This is a genomic window from Thermanaerothrix sp., assembly GCF_056331585.1.
Genome location: NZ_JBWGPQ010000034.1, coordinates 1 through 25410, shown reverse-complemented (window position 1 = coordinate 25410; position 25410 = coordinate 1). Strand labels below are relative to the sequence as shown.

Sequence of the window (25410 nt, the reverse complement as noted above, 5' to 3'; positions counted from 1 at the left end):
CGATGGCGTGCAAGTTTGATTTTTATCTTGGCCGCCATAATCGTTCTTGGAATTCCTGCACCACGTTCTACCACTTCAACCGGTGAACGGTATATTCGGGTTGAAGCCAGTAGGTACCGCTTCATTCCAGAACAGGTTTATATTTCCCCTGGTGAACGGGTCACCATTGAACTAGTTGCTAACGATGTAAAGCACGGTCTACATTTGGATGGTTATGGGTTAGACCTAGAAGCCGAACCGGGCCAACCAAGACGAGCAACATTCATAGCCACCCAACCCGGTGTCTACCGTTTCCGTTGTTCGGTGGCTTGTGGAAATTTGCACCCGTTTATGTTGGGAAAGATTCAAATTGGCCCTAATCTTCCCCTTATACGCGGAAGCCTCTTGGGTGCAATTGCAATACTTTTAGCCCTCTTTTCAAACCATAGACCTCATCATTACGACCAGAGCACTCCCAATGACACCTATTGAACTAACCCGTTCTTCACGGATATATTCCCTTTTCCACAGTCGTTGGCCGCAATTCGTCCTCCGTGCTCTTGCACTAGCCGGCTTTATTTTCACAATCCTAAGCGGGCTCTGGGGATCTCAAGTGGGAAGCCACAACTTTGCCATTATTTTTGTGTGGATTGCTTGGTGGAGCGCATTGAAACTTTTCTTTATCCCTTTGGGAGGTCGCTCCTGGTGTAGCATTTGCCCCATCCCCTTACCCGGGGAATGGTTACAAAACAAGGGAATTCTTCGCTCGCGAGGGGCTCAAACCCGACCCGGAAAACGTTGGCCTCGCCTATGGCGCAATGCATGGTTGCCAGTATTCGGCTTTGTGTTGGTAGGCTGGTTCGGCGCTGTTATTTTGACCACTCCACGGGTCACCGCCTTCGTTCTATTAGGGCTATTTCTTTTGGCGACAATGCTCAGTCTGATTTACGAGCGACGTGCCTTCTGCCGCTATGTTTGTCCCATCGGCGGTTTCACCGGGCTTTATGCCAGATTGGCCCCGCCAATCGTACAGGTTATGGAACCTTCTCTGTGCGCTATCCATACCGAAAAAACATGCTATGAAGTCTGTCCTTGGGGGCAATACCCGCCGGCACTCAAAACCAGTGCCAACTGTGGCCTGTGTATGGAGTGCCTGCGTGAGTGTCCCCATGAGAATATCAGCCTTAGCCTGCGCCGCTGGGGCGCCGAGTTACCCTCAGCAGCAAAAATGAGTTTAGACGACGTCTTTCTTGCGTTAACGATGTTGACCACCGCCGCCATAGATACCGTAATTTTTCTGGGACCTTGGGGCATATTAAAGGCCACCGCTTACACCATAGGCAGTCCGGCTTGGTGGATTTTTGTAGTAAGCGTTTTCCTCCTAACTCTTGTAATCGTTCCTGCCTTTTACACGCTGGTGGTGTGGATCACCGAAAAGATGAGGAAAAAACAATTTTCTTTCAAACGTTCGTTGGCGTATTATGGGCCAATCCTCCTCTCTCTTGGGCTAACGAGTTGGATGGCTTTCACGTTGGCATTCGCCTCGGCAAAATCCTATTACCTTCTACCCGTGCTTTCCGATCCTCTGGGTTGGGGCTGGAATCTGCTGGGGCTTACCAACCGTGTCCCAACCGGACAAACCTCGTCATTCAGCCTGGCCCTACAAACCCTTCTCCTTGCGGGTGGCGCCATGAGCGCCACAGAAACCGCCCGTAAATTATCTGGGTCTACGCGCGAGTCCATTCCATTATTAGCATTTATTGCCACTTATACCTGGATCATGTTGTGGTTGTTGTTAGGATGAAACACGAACATCTTGCTCGCCTTATTATTGTCACTCTGATGGTGGTTGTCCTGGCTCTTCCGGTTATCGGTAAGTTCTTGTGGCGTTTTAGTAACCCCACAGTGTTAGAAATACACGCTCGTTTGCCTGAATCCGGTGGTTGGTCACCGAGCACGATCACTGTTCGCAGTGGACAACCCATTACTCTCCGCTTTACTAGCGAGGATGTTGTACACGGATTTGCCATTGGTAAACTCAGCCAGCCCGAGATTGAAATTTTGCCCGGTGAATTCGTCGAGGCAACTCTAACGTTCCCTGCTCCCGGCACTTACACTTTTTACTGCACTAAGTGGTGTGGTCCCAACCACTGGCGTATGCGGGGAGTGATCCACGTTATTGGCGATGGCCCCACCTCAACCCTTGAACCCACACCGCTTTACCTTGTGCTAGGCATTGACCTGGATGCCCCCCACCGTGCTGAGATCGTGCCTCATCGCATGGCTGATCCCCAGCGTGGGGCAACCTTGAAGGATCGCCTACCCACTTATGCTTTCGAGCAGACTACTTACCTTTCCAACAGCCCGGCCTCATTATGGATGCGCCTCCGTGCCGAACCTTCATTACAAGTCTTGAATGACGATGATCTTTGGGACCTTGTGGCTTGGATTTGGGAACAACACACCTCACCTCAAGAGATCGCCACCGGGCAAAAACTTTATGCCCAAAATTGCGCTGCATGCCACGGCGAAACCGGGAAGGGCGATGGAGTCATGATGCGCGATTTGCCTCCCCCTAACCCCAACAACCACACTTCTACCCATTATGGGCGCACTCGGCCACCCGATTGGAGTGATCCGCGCCAACTCCTTGGGGCTAGTCCAGCCCTCCTGGCCGGCAAAATGATTCGCGGAGGTATGGGCACTGGCATGCCTTATTGGGGGCCTATTTTCACCCCAGAGCAAATTGATGCACTGGTGGCCTATCTTTACCGTTTTGCCTGGAGTGCTCTTCCCGAGACACCTGTCCCGCCTTAGGCATTCGACTGGATGGTCACCCGTACCCGTGTGCCCTTGCCAGGAGCTGTTTCTAACGCCAAATGGGCACCGATTAATTCTGCTCGTTCGCGCATTCCCAAAAGCCCAAAATGCCCTTGCAAGGCAAAGTCAGTTGGAGCAGTAGGTAACTGAAAACCGACCCCATTGTCTTCCACTTCTAGCGTTACTTTCCGGTCTTTGAAGGTCACACGAAGGTGAGCCTGCGGTGCTTTTGCATGACGAATGACATTATTGAGTGCTTCCTGGGCAATACGATATAGAACAAGTTCAACCTGGGGATCGAGGCGCCGTTCCCAACCCATGCTTTCAAAATGTATTTGTACACCACTGGATTGCTCAACTTCGCGGGCCAGCATTTCCAATGCTGTAACCAGTCCTAAATCCTCCAAGTAGATGGGACGCAGTGCCCGAATGAGACGACGTAAGTTTTCAATGGTCTGTTCGGCTAATTGCTCCAACTCTCGTAAAGCTTTCTTGCCGTTAGGATCACGCACCGACTTGAGGGATAATTGAACTTGGTGTTTCAGCGCAATCAGTGCCTGGATGGTATCATCATGAAGTTCACGCGCCAGACGGCGACGTTCTTCTTCCTGCCCCGTAGTGATGGCATTGATATAATCGCGCAAACCTTCCTGGGCAGCTTGAACTTTGCGCGCCATTTCAATGAGTTCGTGTTGCAAATTTTGTATCTCGACAATCCCCCCTACCGGTTGCTGGACGGACTCAAAATCACCCTCGGCTAATGCCACAGCCTGCTTTTCCAGTGCCTGCAAGGGACGAATGATTTGCCTTGTGCCAAACCAGAACGCCGCACCGGCAACCGCCAGGGGTATAAGCAGAACCAATGGGGCTACTAAGGTCAATTCCAAGAGGGGATCGGTCGCCGCTTTCCAGGCTTCCTCAGGTAAATATTGGCGCATAACATGCTCATGCAATGCCAAACTACCCACGACCACACCAATAAGAACCAGGGTAATGGGTAAAACCATCCAAAACAACGCCTGAAATCCCGAGGCGCTGAATATATTGAAACGTCTATTCATGGTGAAATTCAACTCCCGAGAATTCGCCCGGCTGGGGGATTAATCCCAAAGCCACTGCCCGCATGACCGCTTCAGTACGACTGCTAACCTGTAATTTAGCAAAGATATGGGCTAAATGGCCTTGCACCGTACGATCACTGATCCCCAAGTGCACCCCAATGGCCTTATTGGTCAATCCCCGCGCCACCAGCCGCAATACGTCCAACTCGCGTTCGGTGAGCGGTTCCATCAAACGCTCGCTACGGCGAAATAAAGTGGACATAAGTTTACGGGCTATCCGAGGATCAACAGCTGAATTTCCTTCGTAAACATCTCGTACCGCTTGCACCAAGTCTTCCGCATCTGCTGTCTTAAGCACATAACCGTTGGCACCCGCCTGGAGCACAGCCATGACATAAGGGTCATCATCATAAGCAGTGAGAACAAGAATGCCCACCTGGGGAAAATGGGCTCGGACACGCTGAGTGACTTCAATTCCGCTTGCTTTCGGCATTTGTAGATCTAAGACTGCCACATCAGGTTGGTGTTTCTCAATTAACGCCAGCGCTTCTTCACCATCCGCGGCTTCAGCGATGACTTGAATATCCCGTTCTCGTTCGAGCAGCTGACGTATTCCCGCCCGCACAATGTGATGATCGTCTGCCAGTAGTACCCGGATTTTACTTCTCGCTCTCAAACGCTTTTCCATAACTCTCACCAATAGGATGTTTTTGATTATAGCCTATTCTTATAAAGAAATCGTTTAGGGCTCGGCCAAAGAACCGGAACACGCTCTGCAATAATATACCACTAAGCCCGCCATGCCCCATCCCGCCAACAAGCCGGTGAGCAACCGCATCCAGGAATTAAAAGAACCCAAGGCATCCCCCGAATAAAACCAGACCGGAAGAGCGTTGCCGGTTAAAGCCACCAACCACAAGTTATTGGTCCGAAAACCCTGACCAATACCAGATAAATCACTTATAAAATGAGAAAATCCATCTCCGGCCATAGGCACGAGAAAAACTAGGGAAGTAAGAGGAGACTTGTTAGAACCGGTGCCCAGAACCATCGTAAGGCAGTAAAAACCCAAACGCTGGTGTAGAAAGAAACCATACGATCAGACCAGGCCACCTTCCATCCCATAACGGGATTTCCTATAAACTGACGTAAAATAAGTGGATCTGTGGTCGCTTTCCAGGCAGCTTGAATCTCTGCCAGGGAGTACATCGGCTTAACCCCAAACAAGAAAAAGGATCGTTGGGGTAACTGATGACAAAAGAATGAATAAACCTTATAGATCAACCCAGCTACTTCGGTTTGCCCCAAATGCATCAAGATGGGTGCCAGGAAGGGTGTTATGACCCATACACCATACCCTACCCAGAGATAAAGTAATAAATTGTAACGTTGGTGTGCTTTGGTCATAACCGTTCGACCAGACCAGAATCCTCTCAAGAACTATGGCACCCAATTCGAAAGGACATGAACCACAACCTCGGGTTGCTTAGGATCATTAGTAATCAAATGCACAGCAAAATCATGCGGGCCTTCCATGCCTTCATGCATCATGAAAACACCAGATCGGATCACCGTACTTTCTCCCGCTCTGAGGACCATCGAACCGATGGTCAATCCCGGCGGTCAACATCCTTCCAGAACTTCGATATAAGGCTTTTCCTTGAACCTTAACACACCGTCCCCGGTATTGGTCACTTTTATTTCAAACGTAAGCGGTGTGCCTAATTTAACGGCGCCAAAATCAATTTTGGGTTGATCAACAGTTATGGCTGGCGTGCCTTTATCACCGCTTGCATTCCCAGCCAGTAACAACCCCAGGACCATTAAAAATCCCCCTCCCATCAATAAATAAACATAAAAAGGGAACCTACGATTTCTTAAGCGTGACCTATGGAGTCGTTTACCCATATCTCTATGCTCCGATTCTGGGATTAGTGCTCAAGCGGCACACCGCAATGGGGACAGTGTTTCCATTCACGCTGTACCGGTTGTTGACACGTGGGACAACGCAATTCCGACACCTTCTCAGAAGATTGAGATAACCCACGCAGAAACCAAATGATACCGATTATTCCAAAGGCCAGGAATCCTAAGGGCACCAGAATCATCAGAAACATGCCCCACCACCCCAACGGGATGAATCCCCAGGTCATCATTCCTCGCCCCATCATTCCCCAGGGCCACCATCCGCCACAGCACCCGCCACGCACTCCCCACCCCCCAAACAAAGCAAAGGCGATTCCCCCTAGAAACAGCATTAAGATCCCAAACGCAAGAAACCATCCAATTTCCTTTCTCATCTTGGACCTCCATCAAAAAAATGTCTTCATCCAGACACAGCACAACACCGGTACATCAACCCATGAGCAATTAAGGCCCTACACTGCAAGGCAACCAACTTCAAATAAGGACTCACACGTCATTTTGAACCCAAACCTCGGACTGAAGAGTAGATTGGACCAGTGTGGCGAGATTAATGATTTCCTGGGCCGTCGATGGCTTGGATATTGAGATCCAGGTTTGATCATCTTCACCATAGAGTAACAACGCAACCCATGCATTTCCTTGCCGCACCAGGAAGATGATTACCCGATGACCAATATCGGCTTCCTGACCGGCCTTCTTCGCCCAGGAACCATCCTTGCTCGGAAGCCATTGCACATTAAAAGTTTGGGTCACGTTCAAGTTTATCCGGGTCAAACATTCAATAACCCATGATGCGGCCTGGACACAGGAAAGATTAAGTTTCAGGATCGGAGTTAACGTACTCATCGTTACACCCATATTGAGTGTAACTAATGGGTACCCCATGCCCAAGCGTTAATCACCGTATATGGACATAAGCAATTTGGCGTAGAGGGAAATGCTACCGTTATAAAAATGAAAATGGTTTATCTTGCTCACATCACATCGTTGCAAAAACGGCGAAACTCGCAACCTACACACCGCGTGCGCTGAGAGGTTGGTGCTGGTATTTGTTCACTTTCTAGCATCTCCCTCATGGCCATCACAGTTTTATGCACTTGCACTCGCAACGCTGTGGTAAACGGCACCTCTATCGCGCGGCGCAAGGGAATTTCATACAAGAAACCACGGCGCGCAGGTCTACCGCTAATTTCCTCAAGTAGCAAGCCATAAGCCATCAATTGGAGTCTGAAATGCTCACCACTCCGATAAGAGAACTTAAAATCCACTGGTATGACCTCGCCGGGGGCAGGTCTATCCACCCAGATCACCAGATCTACAGTTCCGCGCAACCCCCACCGGGCTGAACGCAATGTTACATTGAACTCCCGCCTACCTTCTACTAGCCCATATAAGCGCAAGGAGCGACGAACCTCTCGTGTCTCCTCCTCTTCACCCGCCTCCTTCCCAACCTCCATCAGATAAGAGCGTGGACGCACGTCGGGTAGGCAAACCAGAAAATAAAGTATTCGGTGGCAATACACCCATTGTTTCAGATCCGTAACACGGAAAGGATATTCATAGACCTCATCATCCAGGTCCAGCATGTCTCACGCCTTCTCTTTCTGGTCAATAACCTTGCGCTTATTCCAGTCATCAGCACAAATGGGGACAAGTTGCACATTCCCGGGGCTCTTGCCCAGAATGCGCTTGATCTTGACCATAAGTTCTTGCTGCTTACTCGGCACCAGCCACCCCACAAAGGCGCTAAATTGAATCCGATCCAATCCATAATCCAAACAGGTTTCCGCAATTTTGGCCCGTTTGCGATCTTCCACAATATCATACACAAGGATCATGTTCGGTACTCTTTCTGCACTCATAATTTCCTTATTACCATGGCAATTCAGAAGGTTGATAGGTTTCTCGCTCGCCACGGAGAAATGTGGCTATATGACGTGCTTGCATTTGAATAATAGCCCGAATGGGATAGCGTTTTCCTTCAAATGGAATGGGCGTATCTAATCGCTCCAACACCCGCTCGGCAACCATGCGACGCGTCTCTTGGGTTAAGAGACCTTTATCATCCCGTGCAAATTCTACGCCCCTGTTGGCTAACCCAATAATCGTACGATCTACCACCATGGGACGAAATTCCTCGATAAAGTCCAAGGTGAGGCTGGGTTTGCCCGGACGATCGACATGGAGAAAACCGGCATAAGGGTCTAAACCCGCTAACACAATAGCACGTTCCACCTGGCCATAGAGAATGCCATAGCCATAATTGAGGGCCGCGTTTATCGGATCAGTTGCACCGCGCCCCTCTCGCCCTGGGAAGCCATATTTCTCCGGCACAATTCGACGAATTGCCTCCCAGTAGCGCTGAGCTGCACGCCCCTCTACCCCCATAATAAGTTGACGCATCTGTTCAACCGAGAGTCTACCCTTCTGATAATCGGGCGAGTGCGTTATATGTTCCAACTTGATCTGTTCATCTAGAATTTCAGCTGCATTAAGGCGCAACTTCTCATAGAGAGCCGGATCGCTTTCTTTTCGATACTTGCTCATGTATTTCAGAAAGTTGGCTTGATTCTGGATTTTACCCCTGGCGAGGCTGATCACCAGATCCAGCCCACGGCGATCCCGAAAGGCTTCTAATTGGGCCCGCCGCGTGGCTATTGTGCCAGTCAACCCGGCGCTATATAAGCTGGCATAAGGCTCGCCCATCGAATTGAGAAAGTAAATTGGAATGCCACGCTCAGTACACGCCTGAATTGCATCCGCACTAATGCTAATGCCCTGACTAGCAACAACTACCGATTCGAGGTGAAGCAAAGGGGCTTGGAGACGTTTTTCATCGCCTTTAAAAACGATCAGGCGTTCACTGTGCTTGCCGATGAAAGTGCCGTATTCATCCACAATCAAATGCTGAATAATTGCCATCCCCCTACCTCCCTTGTCCAGGTCTCAAATCACCAATTGAAAAACGCCATTGCCCTTTACCGTATCCTTACCCACTTGCACCATCTCGCCCCAAATTAACCAGGGCAAGAGTTCACGCCACACCTCGATCGACGCACCGTAGCGCGCCGTCCCTACCAGGCCACTAATCCATGTGGGTCGCCCAGTGCGACTAGAACCGCTGGGCACTTCAATCCAACGGGTGTCGTTTTCAATCAAGCGTACCTGCTGTGCAAGTTGACGCAGATAAGAGCGTTCCTCATAAGAACGTCTTTCACCACCAGAGAACTGGATTGCCAATTCATCCAGGCGCTCTAACATACGAGCAAAGAAAATCACAAAATCAGGGGTTTTAACCAGATGATCGTTCCAGACAAGGCGCAATGGGGTCAGAAAAACCATATTAAGTTCACGAATGCCCCGACCTTGCCAGGTTTGCAACGCGCATTCAACACGCTCCAAAATATCGGCATGGGTTATCGAATACTTAGGAATATGCAGTACTGTTTCACCCTCAGCAAGCACTTCCTCTTCAATACCATTTAAGGTTTCAGAAACAATGCGTAGCAATCTAAATTGTCCACGCTTCGCCCCGACCCCAGTGCGTCCCATCTCAGGCACAGCCAGGACAAAATAAGGCAAGTAGCGCTGGGCTTTTCCTACCAAAGTGAGACGAAAGGTGAAGCGCTGACCCGGTACTAGAGTCTCGGGAAGATAAAGAGGCGGTGTAAGGACATAACCTCGCCGTTCTACCCCGGGTTTTTCATTTGCAGACACTAACCAACATACCGGACACGTTGCGACATGTTCGGGATCAGGTACTGGCGGTATTCCTGCCACCGCCGGTACGCTGTAAGGACAAGTGGCACGGCGCATTACATCTACCAAAGCGCCACGTAAATTATTACCGGCCCGCACACCGCCCAAGCAAATCGGGGTCTCGGCCACACACTCAAAGCGCAATCGGATCAAAGTAAGAGGAAAATCCGCCATCAATCAGAAGCCTCCAAAGATTGAGGATCCAGTGGGGCATCAAGGTTCAGGCCCCGCTCACCATCATAGGGAACAGAAACGACATCGGGGAAGTCGCGGCCTCCCGCGCGTAATAATCCCCGTTGGGCAAGCATGGCACGCAAACCCCACGAAAGTGGTACAAGTAACGAATCGGCCTCAAGCGCACACTCACTGTCTTGTAATTGCAGATATTCATCATATAGCGATTCAGGCAAGACTTCAGTGCTATCGAACAAACGGTGAAACTGCTCTGCAAGCACCGGGTTAGAGCGAAAAGGCTGAAGCACTTTTAGAAAACTGCGTTCGAAATCGATACGAGCGTTCTCAAAGGTGTTATGCCATAAAGCAAGCACCTCACCAGTATAAACAGCATCCAGCCACTGGGGAAGGAAGCGCTCATCTAGCACTATGCCTTTCCCATGAGAAGCGTTAAAACGTTCTTCTAACACTTCCAGCGTGCGGTTGACTTGCTCAATGGGATTATAAATGCGATGAAAGACCTTATCCACATTGAGGAAAACATAGACTGGCGATAGTCCCCGTTTGCCCAGTCGATTGATGCGCCCAATGCGCTGAAGCAGGGCTTCCAGCGGTGCTGGATCGGAAAAGAGGACATCCAGATCAAGATTAAGGCTCACTTCTACCACCTGAGTGGCAACTACCACCAAAGAGCGTCTTTCCGCCAGGTTCAACCCCGCCACCCGAAGCATCTCGCGTTCTTTACACGCACGGTCGCGACCGGTAAAACGCCCATGGAGTAAGAAAAGAGAAGTTTCGGAAGGAAGATGAGCGCGCATCCACTGCCAGACCAATTGGGCACGACGCACAGTATTGCAAACAACCAAAACCCGCTGTCCTTGGCGAGCTTCATCCAATACCCGACGCAGATTGTTTTCCTCAGTTAAGTCACCTTCTACCAGAAAGAGACGATGGCGGCGCAATCCTGCCAGCAAACGTTGGGAAGCATAAATAGAGGTAACCTGCCCAAGGGTATCTTCCAGTACAGCACGAATGGGTGCAGGTAAAGTCGCCGACATAATCAGAAAACGTGCTCCGTAGACATGCGCTAGAAACCCCATAGTGGCGACAATCATTGCCAGGCGAGCCGGTTCGTAGGCATGAATCTCATCAAAGACAAACGCCGCTTCAGTGAAATCGCTTAGCAAGGCTTCGTGCCCTTTGAGTTGAAAAGCGGCCTTTAGCATTTGATAGGGGCTAAAGATACGCACAGGATAATACGCCAACCCAGAACGGTTGTGAAACAAACGTGCTAATCTGGCCGCTTCTTCTGGAGCATAGGATTGCTCCATCAAACGTTGAAACTGTGCCATAGTGCTACGTCCATGCAAAATCCCTACCCGCCCAGGGAAGATGCGCGTTAGACGGTCGAACATGGCATTCATACTGGCTTGGTAAGGCAAAGTATAGAACAAACGTGGCAAGCGTTGATTCGCGGCCCACAGCAAGGCTGCCTCGGTCTTACCTGTACCAGTGGGCGCCAGCAGGATGGCATGTCCGAGGATGCGGGCGGCGAGGCGCTGATGCGCGTACAAGCCCCGGTAGGGTAAAGCCAGCGACTGCAGAATATCCCCTGCAGAAAGGTGAGGTTGGGGTAAAGCCCCCCAGCCCGCTGAAGCCAAGTGGTCGGATTGCAGGAGCAAACCGCGCAGGAAGATGCCTGGGCGCAGAGCTTCGGCAGAGGGTAATTTGTCCTCCCATTCGCGCAGGGAACGTTCCAGGCGATGCAAATGACGGCGCACTGCCTGTGGAGTCAAGCCTTTCAAGACTTGCTCCAACGGCGGCAGGGCAGGGCAAGTGACCCCCAGTGAGCGCATGTCTAGGGTATCAATCCATTGCTCGGCACAGGTCTCAATCCAGCAATAAAGCGCGGCGAGATCCTCGCGGGAGAGTTCCCCTAACATAGCCATCAGCGGGTCAAGCTCGGGATCCTGTTCATCGAGATATCCCTCGATCTCATCAAAATCTTTGTGATGGGTAGCAATGGCTGCTGCCAGAAAGGTTGCCTCTTCGGAGGAAAGGCCCGCGGTAATCCAATCCACAAATGCCAGTGAAAGCACCTCATGGCGGAATGGCCAACGGCGCCTCTCGCCGCGCAACAGACGCTGAAAACCCTGCGCGGCTTTACCCCAATCGTGCAGGAAAACCGCCCAGAAGAGAAGATGCCACAGGCGCGGTTGCCCACTAAGGGCGGGTAAATTGGGGCGTTGATGCGCTAGTTGACTCAAACGCTCCAGCGCCTCCCATGTGTGTTCTACGAGAGTTTGGGCCGAATCAGACCCGGGACGTGGGCTCTTTGCCCATAAATGCGCCAGTCCTTGTGGCATACAAGGAATACCCGAACTCATTGGTTCACGCCCACCTAAGCCATACTACTCCTAAATGTTCGCCGTCACCTACCGGCTCAGTCGGATCAGCCCACCACGGCTCAAGGGTTGGTTGTCCTTCATAGCGGGTAAAACTTCGAGTATATACACGGCGACGCAAGATCACATAACGTTCGAAGAAAGGATAACGCTTGTGCCCATAGTCAAGGAGCCGCGGCATGAGCACGGCCTGCCCGGCAGCCGTATAAGCCGCATACGCATAGGGCAATAATGTATGCTCCAGAACCACATGTTCAGCGGGTTGAAGTTCAATCACTTCAATACTACGATAGGTGAACAGGTCTTGAGAGCGCCCCAGACAAACCGCATAGCGTGGGTGACGGAATGCTTCTGCCCAATCCGGGCGATCCAGATAAAGCGTTAAGCGAGGGAAGAAAAGAATCTCCCGTTGGAAGGGGTTGGGGTTGCCTTCCAGTGCCTTCGGCAGAGATTTATCGTTGGGCATTCTGCCGGTGGCGGGGGTGAGCAGGTAAGTGGTCTCGATATCTGCCTGCTTACAGCGGAACTCGAAACGTACGGCGAAGCGCACCCCCTGCGGGTCAAACCACTCGCCCAGAGCGCTGGCAACATGCCCATACAGGGTGGCAGGCGGTGGCATTTCAAAGGTGGGCTGAACGCCCATCATGAAGTGGGGGTAACGAAAGGAAGCGGTCAACCCTTCAGCGACAATTTTGAGTGCGCGCATAGTGCACTCCTTTACTGCATCCAATCCGGGTGTGCCTCCAACTCTTGTGCTAGTCGCTGGCAGGCCTCGCGCGGGTGGATGAGGTGAATGCGATCCTTCCAATCGCTGAGCACACCGCCTTCACCTAAGGCGGTTTCGAGTTTTTCGCGTTCGGCATCCAGATAACCACGCACCCAGCCAACATACACATCTGAAAGCAAGCCCTCACGGTTGACATCAAGCGCTTCGCGCAGGGCAGGCAAGTTAAGCACAGGACGTTCACCCTGGGCACCAATGACGTGCCCAAAAATGTGATTACCACCGCGGGTCACCGCCAGCACCAGGATATCGGGACTGACATCGGTATAATGCAACGTCTGTTTGGCACCTCCACTCAGTTCCGCCAGCCCCCCTAGCAGGGCACGTACGCGGGCAATACGTTCCTTGAGCGGCAGACGGTAGGCTTTTTCCTTCTCCAAATGTTCCAACCCCTCTTTCTTTGCCAGTTCACAGCGTTCTTTATCCAGATTGAGATAACCGGTGCGCTGAACATAGGTAAAGGTGCCAACAGCATGTAAATCAAGGGAAAATAGCCCATGCAAAGCAGCGCGGTAAAACTGATGCCCATGCGGCACGGGATCACCTTCGTGACGCGACATGGTACCAAAATCCTCCACCAGACGCACCGGCGCAATCGAAACCAGGGTACTGACGCGGAAAGGTGAGACGCGGGTCACCGTGTCGGCAGTAGGGGTAGCTTCGGCTACCAGACCGCTGGATTCGCGGGCGTTGGCGGCTTCAGTTTTTTTCGAGGGGGCGCGCATGTACCCGAACAAGTCATCGTCCCAGTAGAGAATAGGGTTAGCATCAGTATAGGCAATCTTGGCCTCGCGGAAAATTGGCGCAGCTTTCCAGCCCCAGTTGCCTTGCTCCAGGGTAGTGCGTAACCAGTAGCGGAAGGCTTGAGCCGAGACATAGGGGTAGTTGCCCTCGCGGGTGGGGATGTGCTTAACCCCGACCACGTTTTCGGTCATGCTTCCGGGCAGGTTGCCCAGATTGTTCAGTGCAGACGCAGGCGCGTCAATCAACAGTAAACCGGTGATAAAAGACATAGAGCCCTCCTTAAATTAGGATTACATGGTTTCTTCTTCAGTTATAGTTTCAGGCAGTTCTTCGGCATGCGCTTGGAACCAGCCCTTTTGATACAACTGTTCGAGCAACCGTATAAGCACTAGATCACGTCCAAGGCGCCAGTCAGCATTAGGCACTCCTTCGGATTGCTCAAAAATGGAGAGAAACTGATCGAGAGTGATAAGCGGCTTGCGCCCAGCGCGCACCTCGGTAGCAGAAGCGCGGATGAGCACTGCGCGCAGTTCACCGTAATTGCGCGCCATCCATAAACCATTGAACACGCCACGGTCGTTACGATCAATGATATGTTGTGCAAGGGCGTCGCCCAATTCACGGATAGATTGAACACGGGACTCTTCCATAAGCATCACCTTCTTGAGAAAGATTTCGGTCAACCGCCACGAAATTAAATCCACTTCACGGCGGGTGTCGTAGGTTAACGTGGGATCTTGTCTATCCAATGTCTGACGAGATGGCCTGCGCAGGAAATATAGGCGAATGAAGCGTGACGCTCCCTCGGGCAGGGTAAAGAGGTCTTCGTAGAGGCGGTTATAGCGCGGGGTTTCGCCCTCTTTGCGGGTCAACTGCCAGCCGCGGGCGGTAAGTGCTTCCCATTCCGGCTTAAGCAGGTCGTTGTGCAAGACTGTCCGCAGAAACTCGCCCACTTCCAGCGGCAGGGGGTAAATATCCAGTTCAGCGCCTTGACCACTGTTGGTAAAGTAATAGCCGGTAAGGGTAGGCGGAAGTCCGCCATTTTCCCGCCCTCGGTAGGTGCGCTCCTTTTCAGCCGAGAGCAAATGTTCAATCAGCACGGTGCGGGCACGGTGCGGGCTGGTATCGGGTAATTTCTTCTCGCCACCCGCGCGCGCCACCATCACTCCCTGCAAATTGGCTTTGAGGAAGGTTCTGGCAAAGGCGAGTAAGAGGTCGGGATCATCGCTGTGCACTGCCAGCAGTTTACCGCTGACCTTGGCACACCCCATGGGGAGCATTTGGAAGGCTAACAAACTGACCCCCGAAAGGGGAATGCCGGCTTCCCCATAGGGGTGGAAGTTGATGACATTCACACCGGTGAGCAAAGGCACATGCTGGCGGTAGGTACGTCCGGGTGGCAGATCGCCATCCGGATTGAGGGGCAAAGCCGTTGCCGGTAAGCCGGTGAACGGGTCGCGATCTTCCCCCACAGGCGCGGCAAAAGCACTGGAAATGATCTCCGCATATTTATGGCGTTTTTCAGGTTGCTTTTCAAAAGCCGGGTTGGTAAATCCTGAATTAGGAAAGGCCACATTGAGGAATGACTTCAGCGGGTCCACAACATAATTTTCCCGGATGTATTGTGCCGCGTTATACCAGTCGTCCTCGGTGAGCTGGGTAGGGCGCTTCTTGCCGGCAAAAGCGGTTAAGGTTGCCAGCCCTACATCCAGCAGGGGGTGACCTGTATAGTCCGGGGGAGAAAAGGGCAGTTCAGACATAGATATTCCTCCATAAGGGCAAAGTTACGCCCTGCGGCGGCGGGCAGCATCGCGCTGAAGTTGCAGGTTAAGCACCTCAGCGACCTCAAAGCGCGGCGGAATGGCGCCGTTGATGGGTCGCAGGCGTACACAAGCCGGGAAGTAGCCCATCCTGCCGTGCAGTTCGGCGATCAACAGCACGGCGCTGAAATTGAGCGAGGGCGGGTTGACGATGATCGGAGCGTTCTGCCACTCCTCCAACGTCAACCCGGCTTGATCCACCATGGAAGCCACCTGGGGCGCCAAGGGCTGTCCGGGTTCGATCTGGCTGTGTACTTCAACAATACGGTCAATGGGCGCGCCCAACAAAGTTTCCAATTGTTTCATCTGGTCTGCAGAGAGAGGATGCGAGAAGTTGACCAGAATCATAAGTTACTCCTAATGGACAGGTAGAATGTTTGAAACAATGTTCATCAGATTGTGAAAGTCGGTCTGACTGAGCGGTTTGCCGTCACGGTACTCCTTGAGTTCAATTACATTCACCCGCAGGGCAGATGCCAGGGCTTTATAGCGATTTTCCATGGAGGCTTGGGTCACCATAAAACGCGCCGCATAGGTGCCCAGGTACTCACGGGCGGCGATAGTGGTTAACTGATCCACGGCGTGTTTGCCGCTTCCCTGGCCGCCGGTCTTGATTTCGAAGACCCCCACCTGATTACCGCAGCGCACCAGCAGGTCTATTTCAGCCTGATCCTTCACCCCAGCAGGAACCACGCGCTGTTTCATCTCGTCCACGTGCGGTTTCAGGGCTCGCGCAATGACTTCTTCCAGCATTTCGCCGGAGGTTTTTGCCGCAGGTTTCTCTCCATAACCGTCCAGATGGGCTTTGAGGTAATCATCCAGGGTAATCAGCGCGGGCAGTTCGCATGGGTAACCGTCTTTCAAGTGCAGTTTGCCCTGTGCGTCAAAGCTATAGCGATACAACATGCTCTTTTGATCGCGTCCGCGGGGACCTTCGGTCTGGTAATAGACCATTGGATACCGACGTTGGCGCGCCAGTTCAAAAGCCGCCAGTGCCATCGGTTTAGTACCACCCGTCAAGTTAATAACGACTTCCTCCTCTGGCTCGCCAATCTCATGACGAAGCGCGTCCAAAATGCGGGGGATCTGATAACCCTCGTCGATGGAGAACAATCGAGCATTACCCGTCAGTCCAGCCAGGCGCCTGGCAGCCTTCTGCGAGGCATCCAGATTGGTATGGGCAATGAGGGTCTGCGCCGGTTTGAGAAAACGCACCGGCAGCAGGTTGGGGATGGGTTGTTCACCTGCAAGGCAGAGCAGAATCATAGGGACCTCATTTCTTAGTCACCCGAATCACTTTATAGGTACCATCTTCATATTGCTCATATTCGATTTCTACGAGTGTCTTGGCAGGCAGAGCATTCATACGCAATTCATTCCATTTGACTCTCCAGCGCTTTCCCTCTTCATTGACCACATATGTCTTATCACCCTCAAGCTTTACCTTACCAGTGACGGTATGCCTTGTGGATGGACGTTCGGTCGGGACAGGTGCAGAAACCGCAGTTTGCTGAGGGAAAACCTGTTTCGAAGCTTCTTCCCTGAAGTACCCGTAACCGGCACTGGTCTTGGCTCCGGCACCCATGTCGCGCAAGCCATTCTTCAGCCAGGTGCAGACTTGTTCCAGCAGGTCTGCACGGGAAGCGCCGCGCCGCCACGCCACAGCAAAGGCGAATTCTTTATCCTTCGGCACCGCCAGAAAAGTGATGGGATTTGGGTTATGCCAGTCGCCGGGCTCTTCTTTAGCCTGGTAGTAGGGAGCGTAATGCGGGTTCATGATATCGATATCCAGCGAGAATGCCGAGGTGGGCAAAGCGTCAAAGAAGACTGCCCCGCCTGCCTGATCCAGTGTGCCGAACACCAGACGCATGGTCCTTGCCAGTTCCTTTGCCTCGGGTGAGGGCTTGAAATGCTCAAAAGCTTTATCAAACTCCTTCTCTTCTTTAGAGAGCGTCTGGTCAAGATCGTTCAATTTCCCTTCACTCAAGGCTAAAAGCGCAGCCAGTTCAAACAGCGCCCAGGTGCGGGCAATGCCCTTAATACTGCTGGCTGGCAGGTAAGGAAAGCCGTAGCGATGGAAATTAAAGCCAATCTCCAGCGCAGTCTTGCGTCCCAGTCCGGGGATGAAACGCCAATCGGTCTTGAGGGTGAAGGTTTTGGCTTTGCAGGCTTCAGTCAATACCTGCCAGCGTCTATACACTGCCTTGAGTACGGCTGAGTCGGGAGCGGTTCTGGCGCGTTCCAGGGCTTGCTTGCGTCGGTTCTCTTTATCTACCCCCATATAAGGGATAAAGCGCTCGAAGACCAAGCCGGGGTTGCTGACAGAGATACCCTTGAAGACAGCCACCACCTCTTTCGGCAGAGGATATTCCCACGCAAGCGAGGAAGCAGGAGAATTCCCCCCACTGGAGCGGTTGGGAGGACCACCATGTTTTTGTGGAGCATTCGGGCTCATGACTCACCCTCCAATTCAGCCTCGGCAAAGCGCTTGTACCAGTTAAGATACGCCAGGGCTTCAGCCGTCGCCTGGCGGTACTGCAAACTGGTCGCCGTGGTAGCAATCCATTCCAGCAGGTCGCGGCTTTTGTTAATACACAACTGCTCCTTCAGCCAATCCGAAAGCGCATCGTACAGCGCCCGATGGTGCTCTTCGTTTTTGGCTTTCCAAAATGCCAGAGTCTGTCCCAGTCCATTGCTCTGAATGCTGGCGGGGGCACTGCACGCAAGGCTCTTTAACTCCTTGTCTTTCTTTCCCTTGGCTTCTCGTACTGCATCATAAGCATGCCTGGCGCGTTCCTGCTCCAACGAACGTTGTTTGGAACCTGTCTCAGCCATGGTTTTACCCTCCATATACCTTCACTGCCACCCAGCCCTGACCGGTGGTCTCATCGCCACCCAACTGGATGTGCCCGCCATGCAGAAAGTCAAATTCCTTGAGGACGTCATCGGCTTTTTTACTATCTTTGCCGTTGCGCACATCCATTGCCATCAATGGAGCGTAGAGCAAACTATCGGCAGGCAGGCTTTCTGCCGTCCACAGCGCCCTTTCGGCAACCGTTTTCTTATCCGGGTCGATGCGGATGTGCGTCTGTACTTCTGTTCCGTAAAGGCAGAAATCGCGGAAATCATCTTCAGGCAAGATGCATAGGCGCTTGGGCAAGCTCTCGCGCCAATAGGCAAAAGCCTCTCCCTGCGGCAGGGCATTTGCCGCCAGCCATTGGGCAATGGCATCCACTTCGGCTTTCGGCTGAGCATCGAAACTGAACTCTTCCAGCACCACTTTGCTCTGAGCCATCACCTGCGATTTACTGCCCACCCAGGCAATTTTCGCATCGGGCATTCCTTGGGGTAACGTCCATGAGATAGACTGCCCTACCAGGTCGGCAGCACGTCGAAAGGACTCCAGCGCGTGCAGACTGGTCACCCAGGCAAACACCCCTGCCAGCGAGCGCACCGGGAAGAGCAGGATGCGAGCATCGCCGACAGAAATGGCGCCTGCCCAGGTATCCCCGGTACCGCCGGCTTTACCAAATACGGCTTCCACCTCCGCGGAATTATCCTTAACACCATGAGCCTGACAATATTCTGCCCGCAAAGCGCCTTTCAGGCTGGAGGCCTGCACCATGGGATACTGCGTCACCCGTTCGCGCTGAATGGGCAAATCCACATTGGCGCTGGCGCGCCCGGCACCCACATGCAGGGGAGTTTCGACATAGAAGAAGAGCAAACGTCTGGCTTTAAACATGGTTTTTTCCTCCCAAAAATCGAATGATCTTATGCTGATTCTGGTTTCCACGAAGCAATTATCACCTGTCCGAAGCCCAGGGCAGATCCGTCTTCTGTGATGGCTTGCTGAGACAACTGCACTCCTCCCGCATGGGAGAAGTAATACACACTGCCGGCAGGTACAAAACGCCGTACGGGTTTCTGCTTTTGATTTAGCAGGTCATACCCGCCCAGGGCTTGATAGCGCGAGAGCGCCACGGCTTCCAGCCTCACTTCGCCGGTGAAGAAAGACTGCCAGGAAGCCGGTTTCCACCCCTGCGAGAAGTACGCCGGAGTGGCAAAATAGACCTTAAAGAAGCGCGGTAGTTCGCCGGTGTATCCCCACGAAAATGGGGTAAACTCTCCTTCCTTCAGGGTGACATAGCGCAGGGCACGTCCTTCCCCGCCCGCACGCATCACCCCTTGAGGTGGAAAGTCAGGATAGCCCTCAAGAATCTCCACCATCAATCCGGTATCCTCCCGCAGACGGATGAATTCCACTTCGTAGAGCATTCCTTCAACAGTAGAAAGGCTCTGGGGATCGATTTGAATGCCCAGACGCCGCTCGGTGAGGTACAAATCGGTAGCTTTGACAGTGGCAACCTTCTTCCCCTGTTCCAGATACTCCAGCAAGGCCTTCTCGCCGAGGTATTCGCCCGGTGCGTCTTTAGTGATGATGTCGTTAGGTTTCTGCAGCAGATAGGGCAGAGTAGCACTATCCCATACACATCCACCAGGATTCTTCGCCACCTTCATAGGAATAACCCACTCGGCTTTCTCATCTGCCGGGTAAGCATCGGCCGGGGTGGGGAAGTAGCGCATCACCTTACCTCCCTCGCGTTTAGCAAGGATAGGGCCACGCAGGCGCAATCCTTTGGGATTGGCTGAATCGCCGACCAATTCACGAATGGCTTGCTGATCGTTCAATGAAATATTTTTATGGGCAAGGTAATGCGAGCGAAGCACCCCCTGTATCACCGAGGGAGACGGTGGGAAGAGACTGCGTGCCTCGTGATCGCTCCCGGCGTTGAAAGGACGCCCATCGCGAAAGAGCAAAACATCTTCGGCTTCCATGTACAGGATGCTCATTCTGCACCTCCAGAAGCAAGAAACCGGGCGATGATCAGCCAGCGAGCAATTTCACCCATTGCAAATGCTTTGGTTTTCTCCTCAATGGCTTTGTGCCATTCAGTAAGTGTTTTCAGCAATTCATGTTTGCGATCTTTTGAGACCTTCTCACCCGTGTGGCGATTGAAAAGATACTGCAATACGCTTGTCTTGACTCCCTGTTCCAAGTCCTGAAGCATGGCAGTTTCGCGCGCCAGCAGGTAAGGGAAGACCGCAGCAACTTCGTCGTTTTGGAAAGCGCGCACCCACTCTGCTACGTGTGCTACATGCTCCCACGGACTGAACGCAGAAAGCGCCTCGCCGCCGCGCCTAGCAAGTGTTACACACACCACACCTTTATTGCCCAGGCCATCTTTTTTGCCTGCTTCCTTAGCGCTCTTTTCTGCCTGACGCAGAAGACTTAACACCCGCCCAAGCGGAGTAAGATGATGAGCAATCACCACTCCCGCTGAGGCGGTTGCCAGAATGTTCAAACCCTGGCCCACAATGTTTTGATATTCCTCTGCCAACTGACGGGCAAGTTCCAGTCCTCTTTCGCGAGACGCCAGGAAGAGCACGTCATCTCCGCCGTTGTAGATAAGGAAACCACCCGCCTCCGGTTTCACAATCTTTTGCACCTTTTGAGAGAAACTGGCAATGTTCTTGCTGAAGCAACGGTGATTTGCCTCTGCCTTCTCTTTATCTTGCAGTAAATGGTCAATCTTGGCGCCCACGCCGTCGCCGTCGAATAGAATCAGCATGTAATAAGGCGACGGAGATTTTTGGGCTTTCTTGATAAGTTTTTTGAGTAATTCGCGCAACTGCTGAAGCGTAGCCTCATCCACCTCCACACCGTAACTATCCTTTATGCGCTGGCGGGTGAGGGTCTCCTCGAAGAACAGATCGCCGTCGTAGGGAAAGACTTTATCCTGGTTGCGGGCTCTGTAGAATGGCAAAGACTCCAGTGCCTGACGGTATTGCCTCAACTCTTCCAGGGCTCTGGCTTTCGCCTCCAGATAAAAATCCCACGCCGCCACCGTGCTGGTGGAAGGAAATTCACGTGTTCCGCCCTCCCAGAAGCGCTTGACCAGAGCAATACTGTCAAGCAATTCCCTGCCCTCAGGGCGTACCTGTGATGGCAAAATGTGCGGCTTTTTCGACATGTCTTCCCAATACTTGCGGGCAGTCGCGTATTTTTGTGTACACAGAGCAGAGCGCACGCCGCTCAGACTGTCCTTCTCGCCCTCTTCTTCGCACGGTTCAAAGAGACGACTGCGTTTGGCGCGCTCCAGTAGATCGCGGGCGGACTTATAAGCCTGAGCATAGTTCTCAGTTTCCGGCGCCACCGCCCAGAAGATTTGCCAGGGCGGGGTGTCCTCGATCTGGCGCTTCCAGATACGCGTCCAGAGATCATCCTCCTCCAAACGGGCATTTTGTCGGGCTGTTGCAGCAATCTTCTTCCATTCCTCCAACAGGGCTTGCTGTGCTTTTTTAGCAATCTCCTGCGCCTGCTCTTGGGGCACACGGGCAACCAGCACATTAGGGGTATCCTGCTCCTGCAGTTCCGCCGGGTAAATCAGCGTTCCCGCTGATTTATTAATTGCCCCACCAGCTGCCCAAGCCAGCCGCGAGAGGATGGCACTGCCGTTGAACAGGTCCTCACTGCGCCGCGCCTCGGCAATGAAGGACTGCACCGGTGAAAAGGTGAAAATTAAAACGGCTTTCGTCATAGGTTCCATCCCTCTATTTCAATCTTCTGCCCGCCAAACGACTCATTAAGCAGTTGCGAAACCTTCTGATAATCTTCTCTCCCAGATGCCAGACGAGAGGGCAGGACCGTAAGCAAAAGATGATAGGTTTGAGAAGCATAGAGGATATTTACCCACAAGGGCGAGCCCTGGCGGGGAGAAATGCCACCCAAGTAATCCGCTTTGGGCATTTTGCGCATCACCGCTGCCATGGCATCCTGAGACGTCTTCGCCCAATCCTTAACAAAGCGAATTTCTGCACCCTGGGCGAAGCAGGCAAATCTCGCAGGTGAAGAGGGCAAGGAAGAGAGCACATTAACACCATGTTTCACTGCCAGCGATTTTCCTCTCTCCAGTGCTGAGCGAACAATTACACTCACGCACTCCTGAAGCTTCTCCGGATCATCCGGAGAAGCTTCAGGAACCAACAAAGGCTCTGTGCTGTAAACCACCCTTAAACTTCCCGCTCCTCTCCTGGAACGCAGTCCTAATCCTCCCAACCAGACAGCAAGATTGAAAGCCTGACAGGCATTCTCCCATACCAGAAGATCTACCGGGCGCGCGGTCCTCAAGATGACCTCAAACTGCTGCTTGGGATCAAAAGCACGGCGCCTTCCTAAAGACGTTTTATGAGTAAGAGCCTTTTGCCTAACCTGAATGGCAATGGGAGAGCCATATTCGGTATCCCCAAACACCTCACGCTCCAACTCCCTCAACCCCTTCAGATTGCTATCCCCAATTACCCCACCAAGGGCGGCGCGGAACCAGTAGCGCATAGCACCTCGAAATGCCGGTGGGCGCAGTTCCGGCTCGCCCCGCGGGTCAGCGCCCCCCAGAAAGAGCGGTGTCACCGTTTCCAATTGCACCCTCACCTGTTGTTTCCAGTCGGCCATATTCGCTCCTTTCTTCCGAACAACCCGGTTCAAGACTACACCCATCTCTTTACCCTGTCATCACAGGGATATCCCATTTTGAATAGGAATTTCTTCCTATGCATCCCCTTTGGAAAACAAAGAGGCAAACTCGGCAATGAACGCCGCGCGGCTGGCGCCAGTCTTCCCCATTTGGATGCCACGCCATTCATCGAAAGCGCGGTAAACGCGCGTCAACTGGTTGGCAACGGTGTGCTCGCTCTTGCGCAACCGCCGGGCAATTTCGGCGTTGTCTAAGCCTTCGCGAACCAGTAGTTCTGCCACCTCACGCAGAGCCGGCGTCAGGTGATGCTGCCAGAACTCCCACCGCCGCCGCATGACCTCCTGCAGTGCATACTCTTGTTGACGGCGAATAGCCTCCCATGGATCGTCTATCTCGGATAGCAGAACTTGCACCGTAGCCGCATCCCCCCAGCGTATTACCGGAACCGGTACAACCTGGAAGCGATCCGAAGGTGAAGGATGCATGCGCTTTTCGGTCCCCGACCAGTGCACATCCGAGATCATGTGCCAGGCCCGATCGTGTTCACTGAAGAGCAATTGGGCTGCTACCATTGCATAAACAGCCATAGTTTTGCGTCCGCCAGTTAGGCTTAAGTGCACCACCCGACTTGCTTGACGCGCTCGGCGGATCGCCCGGTAGATGGTACGTAGAAACGCCCAAGCGTCCTGTTCCGAGGCCAAATCACGAATCGGACCCGAATCGTCACGAATCACCTCACGACGATAGCAAAGAGCAGGATAAGTTTTTGCCAATTCAAATTCAGCGTCTAGTTTTTCAAGTGCTGGCTTTACTACGTCGCTTTGCGTGTGCAGGACAAGCAACTCTCGAATAGGATATCCGTGTTCTATTAACCAATCTAGTATCCATGTGACCCCCTGAGGCTCCGTACCGAGTGTAGCAATTAGGATTCCCTGTGCAACCTTCTTTTCACTTGACATTTTTCGTCATTTCTCGTCCCCCAATAATGCTGATGACTATTCAGGTGTACTCATTATATTTATCTTCACCTCCCGTGTCAACTCATTTGGCCATAAAACAAACAGAAAACAAACCGAAAGAGAAAACAATGCCCTAAAAACTCATATGAGCTCGCAATCGAAGAACTGGCCCTTATACAAATTTTGAGACCGGTACGGTCTTCAGTGCGCAAAGTAATCGGTTTTCAGTGAGCGTGCAGGGACTCGAACCCTGAACCAATGGCTTAAGAGTTTGAGCACCCCATATGACTAGGGTGGTCAGAGATACTAATTGATCATTGGCTCACTCACTCCATTACTCTATCATAGATCGCTTGTAGCTCATCGTTCGAAAAACGTCCGTAGAAGTCGATAGTGACATTGACGCTCGAATGTCTCATTAAATGGCTCATGATTCCGACGCTAGCCCCCTTGGCAAGAAGGCGTCGTGAAAAAGCATGACGAAACGCATGCGGGTTCCACCTACCCCTAACCCCCGCGCGTCTGGATAAACACCTCAAGAGCTGATATATGCCGTAGGGTTTGAGAAGAAAAACTCTCTTGTCTTCACACAATCCCCCCTCCTGAAGCCAATCTTGAAGAGCTTCTGCGGTATTTTGGCTGAAGAAAACCACTCGCTCTTTTTTACCGCCCCGCCCCTTTTCAGTAACCATTGCTCGTCTTCGCTCAAGGTCTAAATTATCAATAAGTAAACTGGCGGCTCCTCCTAAACGTGCTCCGGTGTCGGCCAGGAAACACAAAATCGCGTAATCCCTTTTGGGGTTTGGTGATTTCCGCGCAACCTCACACAATTTTTCTAGATCTTCATCGAATATTCCAGAGAGTGACTTTCTGGGAACCGGCGGCCGACGCAACTTGCTCGTTGGGTTGTTCTTAATAAGACCCTCATCGGTTGCCCACTTCAATAAGCGCTTCCAAGCACGGACAAAGTTGAATAATGTGTACAGCGTATGCGTACTGGGATCAATCGAATGATACAGGGAGCGAATATCATCTGTTTTTATAACAACCTTACCTGCTTATCACCTAATTCCTTTTCCAAGGGAGCTAGATAGTAGGTCTACCACTCCAAGGTGCCCTCGGAAACGAATCCCTTCTGTGAATTCAAATATCTCGCGATGACGTCAGCAACGGTTAAGTCTTTTATGGTCTTTGTAGCAGGCATAAGATCCTCCAACAAAGGTGCAATGTGTTTGGTGCAATGGGCTGGAGATTCTGCCACGTCTATAAGCCCTCATATACCAATTTCTGCTATACTTATGACCAAAGTAAAAACTTCAGCCCCACCGCTGGCATCGGTGAGGCTGAGAGGCAACGCGGTCGCGGCGCGTTGCGGCAAAAACAAGCATAGCAAACTTTTGCCGCCCGCGCAAGTTGACCACAATGCGCGGGCGGATTTGGTTAA

At 52.3% G+C, this 25410-nt stretch carries 28 protein-coding genes; 3 read left to right on the top strand and 25 right to left on the bottom strand.

All coding sequences use genetic code 11. The features are described from left to right. The first annotated feature begins 27 nt into the window (after positions 1–27). The 3 genes from AC01YT_RS11050 to AC01YT_RS11040 are packed head-to-tail and all read left to right on the top strand — an operon-like array spanning position 28 to position 2796. On the top strand, positions 28–471 hold the full coding sequence (locus tag AC01YT_RS11050; protein WP_476675419.1) for a cupredoxin domain-containing protein: 444 nt from the start codon (positions 28–30) through the stop codon (positions 469–471). Beyond that, positions 458–1783 carry a 4Fe-4S binding protein gene (locus AC01YT_RS11045; protein WP_476675417.1) on the top strand — a complete coding sequence of 442 codons (1326 nt, stop codon included), beginning with the start codon at positions 458–460 and terminating at the stop codon, positions 1781–1783. The genes AC01YT_RS11050 and AC01YT_RS11045 overlap by 14 nt, the downstream gene beginning before the upstream one ends. Then, complete coding sequence (locus AC01YT_RS11040; protein ID WP_476675415.1) at positions 1780–2796, top strand: c-type cytochrome; 1017 nt, start codon at positions 1780–1782, stop codon at positions 2794–2796. The genes AC01YT_RS11045 and AC01YT_RS11040 overlap by 4 nt, the downstream gene beginning before the upstream one ends. Here the strand turns inward: AC01YT_RS11040 and AC01YT_RS11035 are convergent. From AC01YT_RS11035 to AC01YT_RS10915, 25 genes are all read right to left on the bottom strand, one after another. Continuing rightward, the gene (locus AC01YT_RS11035) at positions 2793–3860 is read right to left on the bottom strand and encodes a sensor histidine kinase (RefSeq protein WP_476675413.1); all 1068 of its coding nucleotides are present in this window, start codon (positions 3858–3860) and stop codon (positions 2793–2795) included. The genes AC01YT_RS11040 and AC01YT_RS11035 overlap by 4 nt on opposite strands. Then, a complete protein-coding gene (locus tag AC01YT_RS11030) occupies positions 3853–4548 on the bottom strand; it encodes a response regulator transcription factor (protein WP_476675411.1) in 696 nt (231 codons plus the stop codon). The genes AC01YT_RS11035 and AC01YT_RS11030 overlap by 8 nt, the downstream gene beginning before the upstream one ends. Positions 4549–4865: 317 nt before the next feature. Continuing rightward, positions 4866–5267, bottom strand: a complete 402-nt coding sequence (locus AC01YT_RS11025) for a hypothetical protein (protein WP_476675409.1) — start codon at positions 5265–5267, stop codon at positions 4866–4868. A 33-nt stretch (positions 5268–5300) separates the two neighbouring features. Further along, a complete protein-coding gene (locus AC01YT_RS11020) occupies positions 5301–5432 on the bottom strand; it encodes a hypothetical protein (protein WP_476675407.1) in 132 nt (43 codons plus the stop codon). Positions 5433–5483: 51 nt separating this feature from the next. After that, a complete protein-coding gene (locus AC01YT_RS11015) occupies positions 5484–5768 on the bottom strand; it encodes a hypothetical protein (RefSeq protein ID WP_476675405.1) in 285 nt (94 codons plus the stop codon). A 23-nt stretch (positions 5769–5791) separates the two neighbouring features. After that, positions 5792–6160, bottom strand: coding sequence for a zinc ribbon domain-containing protein (locus AC01YT_RS11010; RefSeq protein WP_476675403.1), 369 nt, complete (start codon positions 6158–6160; stop codon positions 5792–5794). Positions 6161–6272: 112 nt separating this feature from the next. After that, positions 6273–6632: a hypothetical protein gene (locus tag AC01YT_RS11005; RefSeq protein ID WP_476675401.1), complete on the bottom strand. Its 360-nt coding sequence runs from the start codon at positions 6630–6632 to the stop codon at positions 6273–6275. 128 nt (positions 6633–6760) lie between these two features. Beyond that, a complete protein-coding gene (gene cas4 / locus AC01YT_RS11000; protein ID WP_476675399.1) occupies positions 6761–7372 on the bottom strand; it encodes a CRISPR-associated protein Cas4 in 612 nt (203 codons plus the stop codon). A 3-nt stretch (positions 7373–7375) separates the two neighbouring features. Continuing rightward, positions 7376–7624, bottom strand: coding sequence for a CRISPR-associated endonuclease Cas2 (gene cas2 / locus AC01YT_RS10995; RefSeq protein WP_476675397.1), 249 nt, complete (start codon positions 7622–7624; stop codon positions 7376–7378). Between the two features lie 34 nt (positions 7625–7658). Further along, positions 7659–8708 (bottom strand): CRISPR-associated endonuclease Cas1, encoded by a 1050-nt coding sequence (gene cas1 / locus AC01YT_RS10990; RefSeq protein WP_476675395.1) that lies wholly within the window; start codon positions 8706–8708, stop codon positions 7659–7661. 24 nt (positions 8709–8732) lie between these two features. After that, positions 8733–9719 (bottom strand): CRISPR system precrRNA processing endoribonuclease RAMP protein Cas6, encoded by a 987-nt coding sequence (gene cas6, locus AC01YT_RS10985; protein ID WP_476675393.1) that lies wholly within the window; start codon positions 9717–9719, stop codon positions 8733–8735. Beyond that, a complete protein-coding gene (gene cas3 / locus AC01YT_RS10980) occupies positions 9719–12085 on the bottom strand; it encodes a CRISPR-associated helicase Cas3' (RefSeq protein WP_476675431.1) in 2367 nt (788 codons plus the stop codon). The genes cas6 and cas3 overlap by 1 nt, the downstream gene beginning before the upstream one ends. Positions 12086–12110: 25 nt before the next feature. Further along, positions 12111–12830 carry a CRISPR-associated protein Cas5 gene (gene cas5 / locus AC01YT_RS10975; RefSeq protein ID WP_476675391.1) on the bottom strand — a complete coding sequence of 240 codons (720 nt, stop codon included), beginning with the start codon at positions 12828–12830 and terminating at the stop codon, positions 12111–12113. A gap of 11 nt (positions 12831–12841) precedes the next feature. Then, positions 12842–13921 carry a type I-B CRISPR-associated protein Cas7/Cst2/DevR gene (gene cas7i / locus AC01YT_RS10970; protein WP_476675389.1) on the bottom strand — a complete coding sequence of 360 codons (1080 nt, stop codon included), beginning with the start codon at positions 13919–13921 and terminating at the stop codon, positions 12842–12844. 21 nt (positions 13922–13942) lie between these two features. Then, a complete protein-coding gene (gene cas8a1, locus AC01YT_RS10965; protein WP_476675387.1) occupies positions 13943–15412 on the bottom strand; it encodes a type I-B CRISPR-associated protein Cas8b1/Cst1 in 1470 nt (489 codons plus the stop codon). Between the two features lie 24 nt (positions 15413–15436). Next, the gene (gene csx15, locus AC01YT_RS10960) at positions 15437–15820 is read right to left on the bottom strand and encodes a CRISPR-associated protein Csx15 (protein WP_476675385.1); all 384 of its coding nucleotides are present in this window, start codon (positions 15818–15820) and stop codon (positions 15437–15439) included. Between the two features lie 9 nt (positions 15821–15829). Further along, entirely contained in the window at positions 15830–16738 is a 909-nt protein-coding gene (locus tag AC01YT_RS10955) for a PDDEXK family nuclease (RefSeq protein WP_476675383.1), read from the bottom strand. Positions 16739–16745: 7 nt separating this feature from the next. Then, entirely contained in the window at positions 16746–17927 is a 1182-nt protein-coding gene (cmr6, locus tag AC01YT_RS10950) for a type III-B CRISPR module RAMP protein Cmr6 (RefSeq protein WP_476675381.1), read from the bottom strand. Continuing rightward, on the bottom strand, positions 17924–18307 hold the full coding sequence (gene cmr5, locus AC01YT_RS10945) for a type III-B CRISPR module-associated protein Cmr5 (protein ID WP_476675379.1): 384 nt from the start codon (positions 18305–18307) through the stop codon (positions 17924–17926). The genes cmr6 and cmr5 overlap by 4 nt, the downstream gene beginning before the upstream one ends. Before the next feature lie 4 nt (positions 18308–18311). After that, positions 18312–19217, bottom strand: coding sequence for a type III-B CRISPR module RAMP protein Cmr4 (cmr4, locus tag AC01YT_RS10940; RefSeq protein WP_476675377.1), 906 nt, complete (start codon positions 19215–19217; stop codon positions 18312–18314). Between the two features lie 29 nt (positions 19218–19246). Continuing rightward, on the bottom strand, positions 19247–20326 hold the full coding sequence (gene cmr3, locus AC01YT_RS10935; protein ID WP_476675375.1) for a type III-B CRISPR module-associated protein Cmr3: 1080 nt from the start codon (positions 20324–20326) through the stop codon (positions 19247–19249). After that, positions 20323–22074, bottom strand: a complete 1752-nt coding sequence (gene cas10 / locus AC01YT_RS10930) for a type III-B CRISPR-associated protein Cas10/Cmr2 (RefSeq protein ID WP_476675373.1) — start codon at positions 22072–22074, stop codon at positions 20323–20325. The genes cmr3 and cas10 overlap by 4 nt, the downstream gene beginning before the upstream one ends. After that, a complete protein-coding gene (cmr1, locus tag AC01YT_RS10925; RefSeq protein WP_476675371.1) occupies positions 22071–22985 on the bottom strand; it encodes a type III-B CRISPR module RAMP protein Cmr1 in 915 nt (304 codons plus the stop codon). Before cmr1 ends, cas10 begins: the two co-directional genes overlap by 4 nt. A 96-nt stretch (positions 22986–23081) precedes the next feature. Further along, positions 23082–23966 (bottom strand): CRISPR-associated ring nuclease, encoded by an 885-nt coding sequence (locus AC01YT_RS10920; RefSeq protein WP_476675369.1) that lies wholly within the window; start codon positions 23964–23966, stop codon positions 23082–23084. Positions 23967–24292: 326 nt separating this feature from the next. Continuing rightward, positions 24293–24910 carry a tyrosine-type recombinase/integrase gene (locus AC01YT_RS10915; protein WP_476675367.1) on the bottom strand — a complete coding sequence of 206 codons (618 nt, stop codon included), beginning with the start codon at positions 24908–24910 and terminating at the stop codon, positions 24293–24295. Positions 24911–25410: the final 500 nt, after the last annotated feature.